Below are 15,312 nucleotides of genomic sequence, written 5' to 3'. Positions count from 1 at the left end.
GTGGGGGCAAGGACAGGTTGCACGCTGGCAGAGCCGGCGGCCAGGGCCCGTGAAATCAGCCTGGCGGCGCGCCCAACTTGAGCGAGACGTCCACCGCGTGCACGTGCTTGGTCAGCGCGCCGATGGAGATGCAGGCCACGCCGTCCTCGGCCACCGCGCGCACGCTGGACAGATCCACCATGCCGGAAACCTCCAGCGGCACCCGCCCGGCGGCGATGCGCGCCGCTTCCCGGCGCATCACCGGGTCGAAGTCATCGAGCATGATCCGGGTGCAATCCAGGGCCAGCGCCTGGCGCAGTTCGTCCAGGGTTTCCACTTCCACCACCAGTGGCAGCTCAGGATGCAGCGCCCGTGCGGCGGCCACTGCCGCGGCGATGCCGCCGGCGGCGCGGATGTGGTTCTCCTTGAGCAGGACCATGTCGAACAGGCCGATGCGGTGATTCTCGCCGCCGCCGCAGCGCACCGCGTACTTTTGCGCCAGGCGCAGGCCGGGCAGGGTCTTGCGCGTATCCAGGATCCGCGCACCGGTGCCGCGCACGGCCTGGACGTAGGCGGCGGTGATGGTGGCCGTGCCGCTCAAGGTCTGCAGGAAATTGAGCGAGGTACGCTCGGCGCTGACCAGGCTGCGGGCGCGTCCGGACAGGGTGGCCAGCACGGTGCCGGCGTCCACGCGCTGGCCTTCGCTCACCCGCCAGTCGATGGCCACCTCCGGGTCCAGGGCCCGGTGGCAGGCGTCGAACCACGGCCGCCCGCACACCACCACCTGATCCTGCTTGCACAGCAGGTAGGCGGTGTCGGCCACGTCCGGCAGCAGGGCTGCGCTGACATCGCCGCTGCCGATGTCCTCGGCCAGGGCGCGGTGCACGTCCTCGCGCACGGCCGATTCTGGCAGCAGGAGGGCGGTGTTCACGCCGGGAAGTCGGCGACCTGCACGGTGGCAATGCCTTCTTCGGCCAGCAGCACCGGGATGCCGTCATCGATGCGGTAGACGATCTTGCGATCGCGGGTGACCAGGGCTTCCTTGAGCGGCTCGACCTGCACGGTGTCGTCCACGCGCTTGAGCGTGCCGGCGGCGATGGCACGGTTGAGCGCCTCCAGGCCGCGGGCCTCCAGGGGCCCCAGCGGCTGGCGTGAGACCGGGCAGCACAGGATGTCGAGCAGTTTGCGGTCCATGGAAGGTCCGTTGGCAATCAAGACCGCTAGAATATCGCTTTAGCTCTACGGACGGCCAATGACCGCCAATCTTCAGAGCCCGTGCGTGGGCATCGTGATGGGCTCGCGCTCCGACTGGGAGACCATGCAGCACGCCGCGCAGAAACTGGACGCCCTGGGCGTGGCCTACGAAGTCAAGGTCGTCTCGGCCCATCGCACCCCGGATGTGCTGTTTGCCTATGCCGAACAGGCACAGGGCCGCGGCCTGCGCGCGATCATCGCCGGCGCCGGCGGCGCGGCCCACCTGCCGGGCATGATCGCCGCCAAGACCCCAGTGCCGGTGCTCGGCGTGCCGGTCCAGTCCAAGGCGCTCAACGGCATGGATTCGCTGCTGTCGATCGTGCAGATGCCGGCCGGCATTCCGGTGGCCACCTTCGCCATCGGCAATGCCGGTGCGGCCAATGCGGCGCTGTTCGCCGCGGCGATGCTGGCCCTGGACGATCCGGCCATCGCTGCGGCGCTGGATGAGTTCCGCGCCCGGCAGACCCGGGAAGTGATGGACCGGGACGATCCGCGCCAATGACCGCGGCCGGCATCGGCAAGCCTGCGTTGGGCGCAGACCTGCCTGCCTCACCGCATCCACGGCCCGGCCCGGCGCAGCGCGCCGGGCGTTCGGCCAACCTGTGCGGCAATGCCGCGCAAGCAGGTTGCCCTCACCCCGCAGGCGGGAGAGGGCCAGCCGGTGTCATGCCGGTTTGCGCTGGCGGGCACGACGCGTTTGCGGAGCAGGCCGGGGCATGACCACCGTCGGTATTTTGGGCGGCGGTCAACTGGCCCGCATGCTGGCCTTGGCCGGTGTGCCGCTGGGGCTGCGGTTTCTGGTGCTGGACCCGTCGGCAGACGCCTGCGCCGGCCAGTGTGCACCGCTGCAGGTCGGCGCGTTCGATGACCAGGCCGCACTGGCGCGTTTTGCCGACCAGGTGGACGTGGTGACCTTCGATTTCGAGAACGTGCCGGCCGCCAGCGCGCAGTGGCTGGCGCAGCGCGTGCCGGTGTTTCCCGGTCCGCGCGCGCTGGCCATCGCCCAGGACCGCCTGTCGGAGAAGTCGCTGTTCGGCGAGCTGGGCATCCCGGTGCCGGCGTTTCAAGCCGTGTCCACCCGCGCGCAGCTCGATGCCGCGCTGGCCAGGATCGGCGTGCCCTGCATCATGAAGACCCGCCGCTTCGGCTACGACGGCAAGGGCCAGTTCCGGATCAGGTCGCTGGCCGATGCCGAGGCGGCCTGGGACGCGCTGGGCGCGCAGGCCGGCTCGGTCGGTCTGATCGTCGAAGGTTTCGTCGCCTTCGACCGCGAACTGTCGGTGGTGGCCGCACGCAGCCGCGATGGGCAGTTCAAGGCCTTCCCGCTGACCGAAAACTGGCATGTCGACGGCGTGCTCTCGGCCAGCCTGGCGCCGGCGCGTGCTTCGCAGGCGCTGCGGGCCCAGGCGATCGACTACGCACGTCGCGTGGCCGAAGCAACCGACTATGTCGGCGTGTTCGCGCTGGAGCTGTTCTGCCAGGGTCAAACGCTGCTGGCCAACGAAATGGCCCCGCGCGTGCACAACTCCGGGCATTGGACCATCGAAGGGGCGGAGATTTCGCAGTTCGAGAACCACCTGCGTGCCGTGCTCGGGCTGCCGCTGGGCGAACCGGCCATGCGCGGCATGGCCTGCATGCTCAACTGGCTGGGCCAGATGCCCGATGCGACGGCCGTGCTGTCGCAGGCCGGCGGACATTGGCACGACTACGGCAAATCCGCGCGCGCCGGGCGCAAGGTCGGCCACGCCACCCTGCGGGCTGAGGAGGCGACGGCGCTGTCCTGCGCGTTGGCCGACGTGGGGGCGGCGCTGTCGCGGCCGGATCAGGTGCAGCCGGTGATCGCCCGCTTGAATGAAAACGGGGTCGGCGGCGATTGACCTGGTGAAACTTCTTGCCGGTGAAACCGTGCGCGGCCCTTGCCGGCGATGGCCAGCGGCGCGGCACGAGCAAGCGGCGTGGCGCCTGCCGATCCAGGCAAACGTGCCTGGCGTTCGCTGGGTGCGTCAGGTTAAGAGGAAACGGGGCCGCCAGGCCCCGTTTTTACAGGTACCGGCCGAGGCCAGGATCTTCAGGGGCAGCGCCCGAACCGGTCCGGCGAGGCACCAGGGCCGCCGCGCCAGCCAGGCGGATTTTCCCAGTTGGTGCCGCGGCTTCCGGCAGGGCCCGGTGGGTTGTCGTCGATATCCATCCAGCAGCGGCGCGCCTGGTTCCACAGGCCGTAACGTGGATGCCAGTAGCCGTAGCGGGGGCTGTAGTAATAGCCGCCATCGACGATCTTGAACTCGTAACGCACGCCGTCGTGGCGGTAGTAGCGTCGGTCGGGCGAGGCGCCGGGCCCGCCGCGCCAGCCCGGCGGATTTTCCCAGTTGGTGCCTGGCCCGCCAGCGGGGCCAGGACGGTTGTGGTCCCGATCGCGGTGCTGGGCTGCGACATTGCCGGTGACGACCAAGGCAGGCAGCAGCATGGGTACGATCCAGCGTGCGGCTTTGTGCATAGCGGACTCCGGGGGTGGGCTCGGACGTCAAGATGCCACGGACCGCCCCATTGGTGGCCCCGGCCTTGCCCTGTCGGGTCGCTTTCGTTCGGCTGAAAGTCAGCCACCCAATGGACGAGCGCTCGATCGGACGAGCAACAAAAAAGGCCGGCTTGCGCCGACCTCTTTTGCGCGCCTGCGTGGAAGATCAGGCCAGGTTCTTGGCCACGAAGTCCCAGTTCACCAGCGACCAGAAGGACTCGACGTACTTCGGCCGGGCGTTGCGGTAATCGATGTAGTAGGCGTGCTCCCACACGTCGATGGTCAGCAGCGGGGTGTCCTCGCCGGTCAGCGGGGTGGCGGCGTTGGAGGTGCTCACCAGGCCCAGGCTGCCGTCCTTCTTCTGCACCAGCCAGCCCCAGCCCGAGCCGAAGGTGCCGACGGCGGTCTTGGTGAACTCTTCCTTGAACTTGTCGAAATCGCCGAAGGCGGCGTTGATCAGCTCGGCCAGCTTGCCGGTCGGCGCACCGCCGCCCTTGGGCGAAAGGCCGTTCCAGTAGAAGGTGTGGTTCCAGACCTGGGCGGCGTTGTTGAACATGCCACCCTGGGACTTCCTGATGATCTCCTCCAGCGACAGCGCGGCGAACTCGGTGCCCTCGATCAGCTTGTTGAGGTTGTCCACGTAGGTCTTGTGGTGCTTGCCGTAGTGGTAATCGATGGTCTCGCCGGAGATGTGCGGTTCCAGTGCGGTGCGGTCGTAGGGCAGGGCGGGCAGTTCGATGGCCATGGCAATTCCTCGGGCTTGGCGTGATGTCGGTGCCGGCGCAGCGGCGCGAAGCCTTACAATTGCGCGTTGCCGGCGGCGATGGAGAGCGCCGGAAGTTTACTCGACGACGGTTTGCATCCCGTCAAGGCAGGAGAACGCAACATGCTGGTGCTGGAACGTATCCAAGCTGAACTGGACGCCCATCCGATGGTGCTCTTCATGAAGGGCACGCCGGAATATCCGATGTGCGGCTATTCCAGCCAGGCCGTGCACGCCCTGCTTGCAGCCGGCGCCGACGGCCTGCGCGCGATCAACGTGCTGGAAGAGCCGGAGATCCGCGCCAATCTGCCGCGCTTTTCCAACTGGCCGACCTTCCCGCAGCTTTTCATCCATGGCGAGCTGATCGGCGGCTGCGACATCACGCTGGAACTGCACGAATCGGGCGAGCTGGCGCGGATCGTGGCCGAGGCCCTGCCGAAGTGAGCCTGCTGCAGGTCCCCGCGCGCGCGCCGCAATCGCTGGCCGCGCGGGTGGTGTTGGTCAGCGGCGCCCACGGCGGCCTGGGCCAAGCCAGTGCCCGCGCCTGCGCACAGGCTGGCGCCACGGTGGTGTTGCTGGGCCGTCGGCCGGCCAGGCTCAACCGCGTTTACGACGCCTGTGCCAGGCTCGGACCAGAACCCTTGCTCTACCCGCTGGACCTGGAAGGCGCCGCGCCGGATGACTATGCCGAGCTGGCCCGGCGCATCGGCACCGAGGTGGGGCGCCTGGACGGCCTGCTGCACTGCGCGGCCGACTTCCGCGGCCTGACCCCGCTGGAACACACCGACCCGGCAGCGTTCGCGCGCGCCCTGCACGTCAACCTCACCGCCGCCTGGTGGCTCAGCCAGGCCTGCCTGCCATTACTCAAAGCCGCAACCGACGGCGCGCTGGTGTTCACGCTGGATGACCCGCAGCGTGTCGGCCAGCCGTACTGGGGCGGCTACGGCGTGGCCCAGCACGGGCTGCGGGCGCTGGTGCACATGCTGCATGCCGAACTTGCCAGCACCTCGGTCCGGGTCAGCGCGCTGCAGCCCGGGCCGATGCGCACCACGCTGCGCGCACGCGCCTACGCCGAAGACCCCGATCCGTCGCTGGCCGATGCGTCCGAGTACGCACGCCATTGCGTCAGCCTGCTGTCGCCTGCCGGTGCCGACCGGCGCGGACAGGTCTGGAATCCCGGCCCATGACCATCCTGTCTGCGGCGCTGCTGCTGTTCCTGATCCTGGATCCGCTGGGCAACATCCCGGTGTTCCTGTCGGTGCTGCGGCCGCTGCCGCCCCAGCGCCAGCGCATCGTGCTGCTGCGCGAGATGCTGATCGCGCTGGCCGTGCTGATGGGGTTCCTGTGGGGCGGCAAGTTTTTCCTGGAGTGGATGCACCTGCGCCAGGAGTCGGTGCAGATCGCTGGCGGCTTGGTCCTGTTCCTGATCGGCATCCGCATGATCTTCCCCAGGCCCGAAGGCCTGATGGGCGAGATCCCCGGCGGCGAACCCTTCATCGTGCCGCTGGCCATTCCGCTGGTTGCAGGCCCCTCCGGCATGGCCGCGGTGATGCTGATGGGCAGCAACGAACCCGAGCGCCTGCTTGGCTGGAGCCTGGCGCTGGGCATCGCCTGGCTGGGCACCGCGGTGATCCTGTTTTCGGCCACCCTGGTCTACAAGTGGCTGGGCATGCGCACCCTGACCGCGGTCGAGCGCCTGATGGGCATGTTGCTGGTGGCCATCTCGGTGCAGATGCTGCTCGATGGCATCGGCACTTACCTGGGTGCGCTGCCGCCGCGCGGCACCTGAGCGCCGGGGATGGCCGTGACCGCGACGGAAGCCGCGCGTACGCACGGGCGTGGTCGCTTCACAGTGGCAGGCAGGGGTTTGCAGTGACCCATCCGCCGGCGTGAGGGCCAGGGCGCCGCTGTCACAAAGCGGGTGACAGCGGTTGCGCGGGCCCTGTTGCAAGGCTGGCCTGGGTGGCAAAAAAATCTTGCAAGTGATTGATCAATATTGATTTTATTCCGGTGTAATGTACCGCGTGCTGCATCGCGAGAAAATCGTCACGGTCCCGTCACAAAGCGCATCTACCGTGTTAACCTGTCGTTAACCCACGGCGGTCGTGCTCGTCTGGGTTCCAGGGGCACATCTTCTTAGCAAGTCCATGAGAGTCGCGCATGAAGCGCGGCCGGCCAGCACGGTTTTTTTCTGACCGCCCAACCTCGAGGCAGACGCAATGACCCAACACCGCCGTATCCGGACTTCCAAACTGGCCCTGGGCCTCCTGGCCGCACTGGCCGCCGCTCCCGCCATGGCGCAGAGCACCTCCGCCGGTGTCGGCGGCACCGTGATCGGCTCGGGCGGCGCGCCGGTTTCCGGCGCCGAAGTGACCATCACCCACGTCGAATCAGGCACCGTCAGCCGCGCCACCACCGACGCGTCCGGTCGCTACACCGCACGCGGCCTGCGCGTGGGTGGCCCGTACACCATCACCATTACCAAGCCCGGCGAAGGCACCAAGACCGAGGACGGCGTCTACCTCACCCTGAATCAGGTCAACACCGTCGATGCCGCCCTGACCGGCGACGTGACCAATCTGGGTCAGGTGCAGGCCATCGGCTACAGCGGCGGCTCGGAAGTGTTCAGCGCCACCAAGATGGGCTCGGGCACCAGCATCGACCAGCAGAAGATCGAAGATCTGCCCTCGGTCAACGGCAACATCCAGGACTACATGCGCCTTGACCCGCGTATAACGTTCATTGACCGGGCCTCGGGCACCATTTCGGCCGGCGGTCAGAACCCCCGCTACAACTCCATCGCCATCGACGGCGTCTCAGCCAGTGACACCTTCGGCCTGGAAGGCAACAACATGCCGACCCGCCGTCAGCCGGTGTCCATGGAGGCCATTGCCGCAATCGATATCAACCTGTCCAACTACGACGCCAGCATGGCCAGTGCCGCGGGCGCCACCGTCAACGCGGTGACCAAGTCCGGTACCAATGAGTTTCATGGCTCGGTCTACGGCTACATGCGTGACGGTGACTGGTTTGGTGATGATCCGGAAGGCAACGAGTTCAACGGCTTTACCAAGGAAGAGACCTACGGCGCCACCATCGGCGGCCCGATCATCAAGGACAAGTTGTTCTTCTTCGCCAACTACGAGAAGTTCAAGCAGGAGGCGCCGGGCGTGGACATCGCCAGTACCGCACTGGGCAAGCCCAATGCGTTGTACGGCATGGATGAGGTCGCGCGTGCCCAGCAGATTGCGCAGGGCTATGGGTTCGACGCCGGCGGCCTGGAAAGCGACGGCAACACCGATCTGGAAGAGTACGCTCTGAAGCTGGACTGGAACATCACCGACGCCCACCGCGCCAGCTTGCGCTACAGCAAGTTGGACCAGTCCAAGCTGCGCATCAACGGCGCCGGCAACTCCAACCAGGCTTCGCTGAGCTCGTACTGGTACCAGCACGAGAAGACGGTGGAAAGCTATGTCGGCCAGCTGTTCTCCGACTGGACCGACAACTTCTCCACCGAGTTCAAGGCGTCCTACCGCGACTATTCGGCTGTGCGCGTCGTGCCAACCAACGCACCCAGCATCGCCATCTACTTCGGTGGCTCCCGGGCTGCTCCGAGTGGCGACGTGCTGTATCTGGGCACCGAGACCAACTCGCAGGGCAACATCCTCGAGACCAAGACCTGGAACTATTACGCGGCGGGCACCTGGACGCTGGGCGACCACGACCTGAAGTTCGGCGTGGACTACAGCAACAACGAGATCTACAACCTGTACGGCCGCAACACCTGGGGCGTTTACACGTTCTACGGCCTGGAAAATTTCCAGAACGGCATCTATTCCAGCTATCAGCTCAGCAAGGAAAACGCGCCGGGTTCCATTGCCGCCGATTACGAGAACAACAACCTGGGCCTGTTTGTGCAGGACACCTGGTATGCCACCCCGCAACTGACCTTGACCCTGGGCGTGCGTGGCGATCGCCCGGATGTCAGCCCGGATCCGACCTACAACCCCACCGCCTCTGCCAAGTTCGGCTATGACAACAGCGAGGTGTTCGAAAGCGAGTTCCTGATCCAGCCGCGCTTCGGCTTCAACTACACCTTCGATCGCGAGCGCCCGACTCAGTTGCGTGGCGGCGTGGGCCTGTTCCAGGGTGATGCGCCGCAGGTGTGGATCGGCAACAGCTATTCCAACACCGGCCTGAATTATACGGCTTACAGCTTCACCTCCTATCGTCCGGACCTGCCGTTCAGCGCTGACGGCAGCAACCAGCCGGTTCCCACTACTCCCGGCTCGGCGACCCAGTCTCCGAATTTCGTCGGCAACGACTTCAAGTTGCCGTCGCTGTGGAAGGCCAACATCGCTTTCGATCATGAGCTGCCCTGGTACGGCATCGTCGCATCGGCCGAATTGCTGGTCACCAAGGTCAAGGATGGCCTGTATTACAAGAGCCTGAACATCGGCAAGATCAATGCGCCTGGAGAAGATCCGACGCCTGCCTACTACGGTCCGGATGGTCGCGCGCTGTATTGGAACCCAGCGCAGACCGGCCGCGCCTGGGCAACTGGCAACAATCGGTTCAATCGCGATTTCGCCTACGGCGACGTCTACCTGATCGAGAACACCGACAAGGGCAAGACCCAGCAGTTCACCGTCAGCCTGAGCAAGCCCTGGAGCGAAACCAGCGACTGGTCGTGGGACCTGGGCTACACCTACACCCACGCCACCGAAGTGGGCCCGCTGACCAGCTCCACCGCCAGCTCGGGCTGGGGCTACCAGTACACCTTCAACGCCAACAGCGAGACCGAAAACACCTCGCGCTACGAGATCAAGGACCGCATCTCCGGCTCCTTGAACTGGAAGCACGCCTTCTTTGGCGATTACGAAACCCACGTGGGCCTGTTCTATGAAGGCCGCAGCGGCCGTCCGTACAGCTATGTCTATGTTGGCGATGCCAATGGCGACGGCCGTAGCTACAACGACCTGCTGTATGTGCCCAAGGCACCGGGCGAGGTGCTGTTCGGTACCCTCAACTCCGCCGGCGTCTTCACTCCCAATGCGGCAGCCGAAACGGCATTTTTCGACTGGCTCAAGGCCAACCCGGAAGTGGCCCGTTATGCTGGCAGCTACGCCCCGGCCAATGGCTTCCGCAGCGACTTCATCAACACCTTTGACGTCCGCATCAGCCAGCAGCTGCCGGGCTTCATGAAGGGCCACAAGTCCGAGATCTGGCTTGACGTCCAGAACGTGGGCAACCTGATCAACGAGGACTGGGGCCACATTTACGACTACGGCTTTTTCGCGGATGCTTCGGTGGCGACGCTGCAGGGCATCTATCAGGGCAAGTACGTCTACAACTACAGCTACACCAGCGAGCCGACCCCGGCGAACGCCGATGCCGACGGCTTCAACGTTGGCGTGTCGCAGTGGTCGCTCAACCTGGGGTTCCGCTACGATTTTTGATCGCGGTTGATCCACGCAGGACGCAACACCAACGGCCGGGGCAACCCGGCCGTTTGCTTTTTGTCCATGCGTCGGCATGCCCCGGCCACGCCCGCTGCGCTACAGTCTGCGGTCAAGTTGACGGACGAGCAGGAAGAAGTGATGAGTGAAGTGGTAACCAGGGCGTTGCCAGTGGTGAGCACCCGGATCTATCCACGCGGCGGCCTGGATGTGCTGTCGCGCAACGAGGTGGCGCGCCTGCGCGATGCCTCGGCCGGCGGCATGCACGACCTGCTGCGCCGCTGCGCGCTGGCGGTGATGACCAGCGGCAGCGCCTCCGATGACCCGCGTGCGGCACGCGACCTGTATCCGGATTTCGACATCCAGGTGCTGCAGCGCGACCGTGGCCTGCGCATCGAGCTGGTCAATGCGCCGGCGATGGCCTTCGTCGATGGCGAGATCATCCGCGGCGTGGCCGAACTGCTGTTCGCCGTGGTCCGCGACCTGGCCTACATGGCCATCGAGCTTGGCCCGCAATACGCGGCCGACCTGGAAACCTCGGCCGGCATCACCGATGCGGTGTTCGGCCAGCTGCGCAACGCGCGCCTGATCAAGCCGCAGGAGCCCAACCTGGTGGTGTGCTGGGGCGGGCATTCGATCTCGCGCGAGGAGTACCTCTACACCAAGGAGGTGGGCTACGAGCTGGGCCTGCGCGGCCTGGACATCTGCACCGGCTGCGGCCCGGGCGCGATGAAGGGCCCGATGAAGGGCGCCACCATCGGCCATGCCAAGCAGCGCCAGAAGCAGGTGCGCTACATCGGGGTGACCGAGCCGGGCATCATCGCCGCCGAGTCGCCCAACCCGATCGTCAACCATCTGGTGATCATGCCGGACATCGAGAAGCGCCTGGAGGCCTTCGTCCGCATCGGCCACGGCATCATCGTGTTCCCCGGCGGCGTGGGCACGGCCGAGGAAATCCTGTACCTGCTCGGCATCCTGCTGCGCGAGCAAAACGCCCACCTGCCGTTCCCGCTGATCCTCACCGGGCCAGTCGTGGCCGCGCCGTACTTCGAGCAGATCGATCACTTCATCCGCATGACCCTGGGCCAGGCGGCCGCCGCGCGCTACCAGATCATCATCGGCGACCCGCTGGCCGTGGCCAAGGCCATGAAGGCCGGCATCGGCCAGGTGCGCGAGCATCGCAAGGCGGCCAAGGACGCCTACTACTTCAACTGGTCCATCGACATCCCGCTGGCCTTCCAGCAGCCGTTCCAGCCCACCCACGAGGCCATGGCCCAACTGGACCTGCACCACGGCCGCGCCCCGCACGCCATCGCCGCCGACCTGCGCCGCGCCTTCTCCGGCATCGTCGCCGGCAACGTGAAGGAAGAGGGCATGCGCCGGATCGAGCAGTTCGGCCCGTTCGAAATCAACGGCGACCCCGACATCATGGCCGCCCTGGATGCCCTGCTGCAGGCCTTCGTCGCCCAGCGCCGGATGAAGATCGCCGGGGACTACAGGCCTTGCTATCGGGTGGTGACTTGAGCGGCAGTCGACTGCGTAGGCCGCGATAACGGCAGCCTCATCTCGGCGATGTACTCATTGCCGCTTCGCGACGTTGTCAAGGTTCCTCGCCCTTCTGTGCTGCCCTGCAGGCGGGCATGGGTCGCTTTGATTCCGATGGAATGGCCGTGCTGCGCCATGCCATCTAAGTCTGCCTGGATCGGGTTGCGGATCGTCACCATCACTGTGTTGTCGCGTATCGCCACAGCGATGTCGATCCGACCGCCCCCGGGCAGTCGCTCGATGCCGTGCCGCACCGCGTTTTCGACCAAAGGCTGGATCGAAAGCGCTGGTACCTTAACTGAAGGAATCGGCTCGGGCAGGTCCCACCTTATTTGCAACCGCGGGCCAAATCGAATTGCCTCGATCTCCAGATAGCGCTGTGTCAACGCCAGCTCCTCGACAAGTTCGATGTCATGTGGGTTATCCAAAGCGGCGCGAAACAGGTCCGACAAGCCTAGTAACAATTGCTCAGCCTGCTCTGGTTGCTGGCGTACCAGCATTACCCCGCTATTTAACGTATTGAACAAGAAATGCGGCCGCACGCGCGCGCGCAGTGCTTCCAGCTCAAGCTGTTTGGTGCGTAACGCAAGCCGCGTAGCCTGAGAATAGTTCTGAAACGCCAGCAGCGCCAGCAGGCCCACCACCAAGGCGATGCCCAGCATGCGAAACATGAAGGGCAGGGCGCCCTGGGCTGGCTCATCACGCAGGTCAAGCAGTGCCCATGCCGCCGACGCCACCAGCAAGGTCATCGCGAGCAACAGTCCCAGGCAGGCCCAGGCCAGTCCGGAGGGCGGCAGGCGCGAGAGCGGACGGCGCAGCAGGTATAGCGTGCACAGAGTGCCCAGTGCGATCCATTGGATGCCCAGCGACGCCAGCCCGAACTGCAGCATCCGCGCCCCCGCCTGTCCCGGTGCCAGCGCAAGCATCAGCGCCAGCGCTTCGCCAGCCAGAACCACGGTGACCAGCGCGGGCGGGCGAAACAGGGCATCCAGGGCTTGATGATCAGGCATGTCGCGCTCCCAAAAAATGCGTCGTGTCCTCCTCGCGATCATAGGCGCGTCATGCGGACCCGGAACTGCAATCGCCCGTGGGAGTCCCAACGCAAAGACCGCATGCCCCCGGAAAGCGCCCGCCTGTCGGACGCAGATGGAGGTCATCGTGGACGTCCGTTAAGGTTCATTGCCAAACTTTTGGGAGATGTCATGCTGCAACGCGGCCCAACAGGGGCGGGACCTTCCGCCACGCCGGGGTTCACCCTGGTAGAGCTGATGGTGACAGTGGCGCTCCTCGCGATCATCACCGCAATCGCCCTGCCCAGCTTCACCAATCTGGTACGCAGCAGTCGGCTGACCTCGTCGGCCAATGAGATGGTGGCACTGCTGCAGAGCGCGCGCACCGCCGCCATCAGCAGCCGCGCCAGTAGTTCGGTCTGTCCGAGCGCCGATGGTGCGAACTGCGCAGCCGTGTTGGGTAACCGCTGGATTGCCCGGATGACAAAAAACGGCGTCAGCACGATCCTCAGAGACACCACCTTGCATCCGTCCATCGTGGTCCGTGCCAGCGCCAACCTCTCAGGCGCCAGCAACACCTTCACGTTCACGCCAGTCGGACTTTCCGCAACCGGAGCCGCCGCCAGCGGTGTGTTGGGGCTCTGCGTGAATAATTTGCCCGGGAACAACGGCATCGATGTCAGTGCAAGTGCTGGACGGATCAGTACCGCGCAGCGCGCAGCCACTGCTGCCTGTACCGTACCCGGAGACAACTGACATGACTTGCAAGCATGCGCGGGTCGTGGCGCGCCAGTCCCAGCTGGGCGTCGGCCTGATCGAGGTGATGGTATCTGTTTTGATCCTGGCGATCGGTGCGCTCGGCCTTGCCGCCCTGCAGACCGTGGCGCTGAAGAACTCCGGCGGCTCCGCCAGACGCACTCAGGCCGCGATCCAGACCTATTCAATGATGGACATCATCCGCGCCAATCGCGACAACATCGGCAGCTACAACACCAATATCTACGCCGTCGGCGACGGCACCGGCCAGCCTGGCACGCTGATGGGTTGGCTGGACGGGCTGCAGACGACAGTGGCACCGGACGCCAAGGGCAAGGTGGTCTGCGTTGCCGATACCATGACCTGCAGCGTGGGCGTGCAGTGGATCGATGAACGCACCACTGGTGATACCGCCGCACCATCCGAAATCAATATCACGAGCCAGCTATGACGCACACGCCACTCACACTGAAGGATGCGCAGCGCGGTTTCACATTGATCGAATTGATGGTCGCCTTGATGTTGGGCCTGCTGGTGGTGGCCGCCGCGGGCGGCCTGTTCTTGTCGAATCGCAGGGTCTACGGGACCACTGCCTCGATCAATCGGATCCAGGAAAACCAGCGCATCGCCTTTGAGCTGCTGGCGCGTGACATCCGCGAGGCGGGGGGCAACCCATGCACCCGCAACATCGTCAACATGCTGGATACCTCCAAGCCCGGCGGCAGCTACTTCGCCGGCTGGAGTAACGGCGTGTCCGGCAATAACGGTACAGGCCCGAATGGCTCCGACGAGATTACCCTGAGTCTGGCCAATGGCGCGTCCATTACGGTGACCGAAAGCGATAACCCAAGCGCCGAACTCGGTCTTTCCAGTGTCGGCGATATCACGACTGGTGACATCCTGATGGTTTGCAACGCCGAGGTCGCTTCGATTTTCCAGGTTACCAATGTGGCTAGCGGCAAGGTCGGCCACAATGCTGGCACCGGCAATCCGGGAAACCTCGAGAAGCCCTTCCAGATCGACCAAGCGACTTTTGACAGTAATACCGCTGCCCAGACCGGCTATTGCTTTCTGCCTCCGGCAACTGGCGCCAATCCGAACTGCCTCAACCCGCCCAGTGGCTCTCCGGCGCAGGTGGTCACGCCCTTCGCCGTGAGGTGGTATGTGGCCAATAATACCCGCGGCGGCACTTCGCTGTACCGGCAGGTGGTCACCAATGGCGGCGCGGCCCCGGAAACGCCCGCCGAAATTGCGGAAGGGGTGACCAACATGCAGATCTCCTACAAGATCGGAACTGATCCCGCTTACCTCGATGCCGCCGCCGGCCTGGCCTGGAAACAGGTCATGGCGGTGCATGCGCAACTCACCTTTCATGCGGTGCGCGGCGCGCTGACAAAGGGCGATGTGCTGGGAACTGACAACGCGGTTCTTACTCGTTCGCTGGACGACTACATCCTGCTCCGGAACCACCAGGATATCCAATGAAGTCGACTCCTTTCATCGGCAGTCCACGCGGCAACCAGCTGGGCGCGGCGCTGCTGGTCGTGCTGATGGTGCTGCTTCTCCTGACCTTGCTGGGCATCGCTTCCCTGCGCGAGAGCATCATGCAGGAACGCATGGCTGCCAATGTCGCAACCCGCGGAATGTCGTTCCAGGTGGCAGAAGCCGGCCTGCGCCAGGCGGAACTCATCGCACGCGACGGCACGGTCACCTTCCCGGGCTCCGGCTGCACGGCGGGCCGCTGTGCGAAAGCTTCCGGCTGGGAGTCCATCAATGACTTCTGGGATGATGGACAAAACGGCTACCAAACCGGTGCAGAGGTGCCGATCGGGGACACCTCGCTCCGGCCCAGGTTCATCATCGAGGACTTTGGCAAGACTTCCGCGCTTGGCGCGCCCAGCTGCATCGACTTGTCCAAGCCCTGCATTAGCAGTGCGTCGCAGAACGTTTATCGAGTTACCGCCTACGCCAAGACGCCCAACGGCGCCGAGGTGATCCTCCAGTCGCTGTACCGGCGCTGATGGAGCGCAT

Annotated in this window: 16 protein-coding genes; 11 read left to right on the top strand and 5 right to left on the bottom strand. The window is 65.3% G+C overall.

Annotated elements, in window-relative coordinates:
- Positions 1–55: 55 nt before the first annotated feature.
- Both nadC and DSC_RS11255 read right to left on the bottom strand, forming a co-directional pair.
- Positions 56–910, bottom strand: a complete 855-nt coding sequence (nadC, locus tag DSC_RS11260) for a carboxylating nicotinate-nucleotide diphosphorylase (protein ID WP_014161290.1) — start codon at positions 908–910, stop codon at positions 56–58.
- Positions 907–1,173, bottom strand: a complete 267-nt coding sequence (locus tag DSC_RS11255; protein WP_014161289.1) for a Trm112 family protein — start codon at positions 1,171–1,173, stop codon at positions 907–909. Before DSC_RS11255 ends, nadC begins: the two co-directional genes overlap by 4 nt.
- Positions 1,174–1,231: 58 nt before the next feature.
- Here DSC_RS11255 and purE point away from each other — a divergent pair, with 58 nt between their 5' ends.
- Together purE and DSC_RS11245 are read left to right on the top strand one after the other, a co-directional pair.
- Positions 1,232–1,735, top strand: coding sequence for a 5-(carboxyamino)imidazole ribonucleotide mutase (purE, locus tag DSC_RS11250; RefSeq protein ID WP_014161288.1), 504 nt, complete (start codon positions 1,232–1,234; stop codon positions 1,733–1,735).
- 214 nt (positions 1,736–1,949) lie between these two features.
- Positions 1,950–3,110 (top strand): 5-(carboxyamino)imidazole ribonucleotide synthase, encoded by a 1,161-nt coding sequence (locus DSC_RS11245; protein ID WP_014161287.1) that lies wholly within the window; start codon positions 1,950–1,952, stop codon positions 3,108–3,110.
- Between the two features lie 191 nt (positions 3,111–3,301).
- Here DSC_RS11245 and DSC_RS11240 read toward each other — a convergent pair whose 3' ends face one another.
- On the bottom strand, positions 3,302–3,697 hold the full coding sequence (locus DSC_RS11240; RefSeq protein WP_238527642.1) for a hypothetical protein: 396 nt from the start codon (positions 3,695–3,697) through the stop codon (positions 3,302–3,304).
- A gap of 217 nt (positions 3,698–3,914) precedes the next feature.
- A complete protein-coding gene (locus DSC_RS11235; RefSeq protein ID WP_014161285.1) occupies positions 3,915–4,493 on the bottom strand; it encodes a superoxide dismutase in 579 nt (192 codons plus the stop codon).
- A gap of 141 nt (positions 4,494–4,634) precedes the next feature.
- On the opposite strand from DSC_RS11235, the gene grxD reads away from it, so the two are divergent.
- The 5 genes from grxD (at position 4,635) to ppnN (ending at position 11,494) form a co-directional block, all read left to right on the top strand.
- Positions 4,635–4,955 carry a Grx4 family monothiol glutaredoxin gene (gene grxD / locus DSC_RS11230; RefSeq protein WP_014161284.1) on the top strand — a complete coding sequence of 107 codons (321 nt, stop codon included), beginning with the start codon at positions 4,635–4,637 and terminating at the stop codon, positions 4,953–4,955.
- A complete protein-coding gene (locus DSC_RS11225) occupies positions 4,952–5,698 on the top strand; it encodes an SDR family NAD(P)-dependent oxidoreductase (RefSeq protein ID WP_014161283.1) in 747 nt (248 codons plus the stop codon). Before grxD ends, DSC_RS11225 begins: the two co-directional genes overlap by 4 nt.
- Positions 5,695–6,300, top strand: coding sequence for a MarC family protein (locus DSC_RS11220; protein ID WP_014161282.1), 606 nt, complete (start codon positions 5,695–5,697; stop codon positions 6,298–6,300). Before DSC_RS11225 ends, DSC_RS11220 begins: the two co-directional genes overlap by 4 nt.
- A gap of 430 nt (positions 6,301–6,730) precedes the next feature.
- On the top strand, positions 6,731–9,970 hold the full coding sequence (locus tag DSC_RS11215; protein WP_014161281.1) for a TonB-dependent receptor: 3,240 nt from the start codon (positions 6,731–6,733) through the stop codon (positions 9,968–9,970).
- Between the two features lie 141 nt (positions 9,971–10,111).
- Positions 10,112–11,494 carry a nucleotide 5'-monophosphate nucleosidase PpnN gene (gene ppnN / locus DSC_RS11210; protein WP_014161280.1) on the top strand — a complete coding sequence of 461 codons (1,383 nt, stop codon included), beginning with the start codon at positions 10,112–10,114 and terminating at the stop codon, positions 11,492–11,494.
- Here the strand turns inward: ppnN and DSC_RS11205 are convergent.
- Positions 11,476–12,525: a sensor histidine kinase gene (locus DSC_RS11205; protein ID WP_043291284.1), complete on the bottom strand. Its 1,050-nt coding sequence runs from the start codon at positions 12,523–12,525 to the stop codon at positions 11,476–11,478. The two genes, ppnN and DSC_RS11205, sit on opposite strands and share 19 nt — an antisense overlap.
- Before the next feature lie 192 nt (positions 12,526–12,717).
- Here DSC_RS11205 and DSC_RS16180 point away from each other — a divergent pair, with 192 nt between their 5' ends.
- From DSC_RS16180 to DSC_RS11185, 4 genes are read left to right on the top strand one after another with little or no spacing between them, the layout of a single operon-like run.
- Positions 12,718–13,281 carry a GspH/FimT family pseudopilin gene (locus DSC_RS16180; RefSeq protein ID WP_043290576.1) on the top strand — a complete coding sequence of 188 codons (564 nt, stop codon included), beginning with the start codon at positions 12,718–12,720 and terminating at the stop codon, positions 13,279–13,281.
- A 1-nt stretch (position 13,282) separates the two neighbouring features.
- The gene (gene pilV / locus DSC_RS11195) at positions 13,283–13,732 is read left to right on the top strand and encodes a type IV pilus modification protein PilV (protein ID WP_014161277.1); all 450 of its coding nucleotides are present in this window, start codon (positions 13,283–13,285) and stop codon (positions 13,730–13,732) included.
- Positions 13,729–14,766, top strand: a complete 1,038-nt coding sequence (locus DSC_RS11190; protein ID WP_014161276.1) for a prepilin-type N-terminal cleavage/methylation domain-containing protein — start codon at positions 13,729–13,731, stop codon at positions 14,764–14,766. Before pilV ends, DSC_RS11190 begins: the two co-directional genes overlap by 4 nt.
- Complete coding sequence (locus DSC_RS11185; protein WP_014161275.1) at positions 14,763–15,302, top strand: pilus assembly PilX family protein; 540 nt, start codon at positions 14,763–14,765, stop codon at positions 15,300–15,302. Before DSC_RS11190 ends, DSC_RS11185 begins: the two co-directional genes overlap by 4 nt.
- The last annotated feature ends 10 nt before the right edge of the window (positions 15,303–15,312 follow it).

This window comes from Pseudoxanthomonas spadix BD-a59 (genome assembly GCF_000233915.3).
Classification (GTDB): Bacteria; Pseudomonadota; Gammaproteobacteria; order Xanthomonadales; family Xanthomonadaceae; genus Pseudoxanthomonas_A; species Pseudoxanthomonas_A spadix.
Note: the sequence above shows the minus strand (reverse complement) of the source record. Positions and strands in the feature narration are given on the sequence as shown.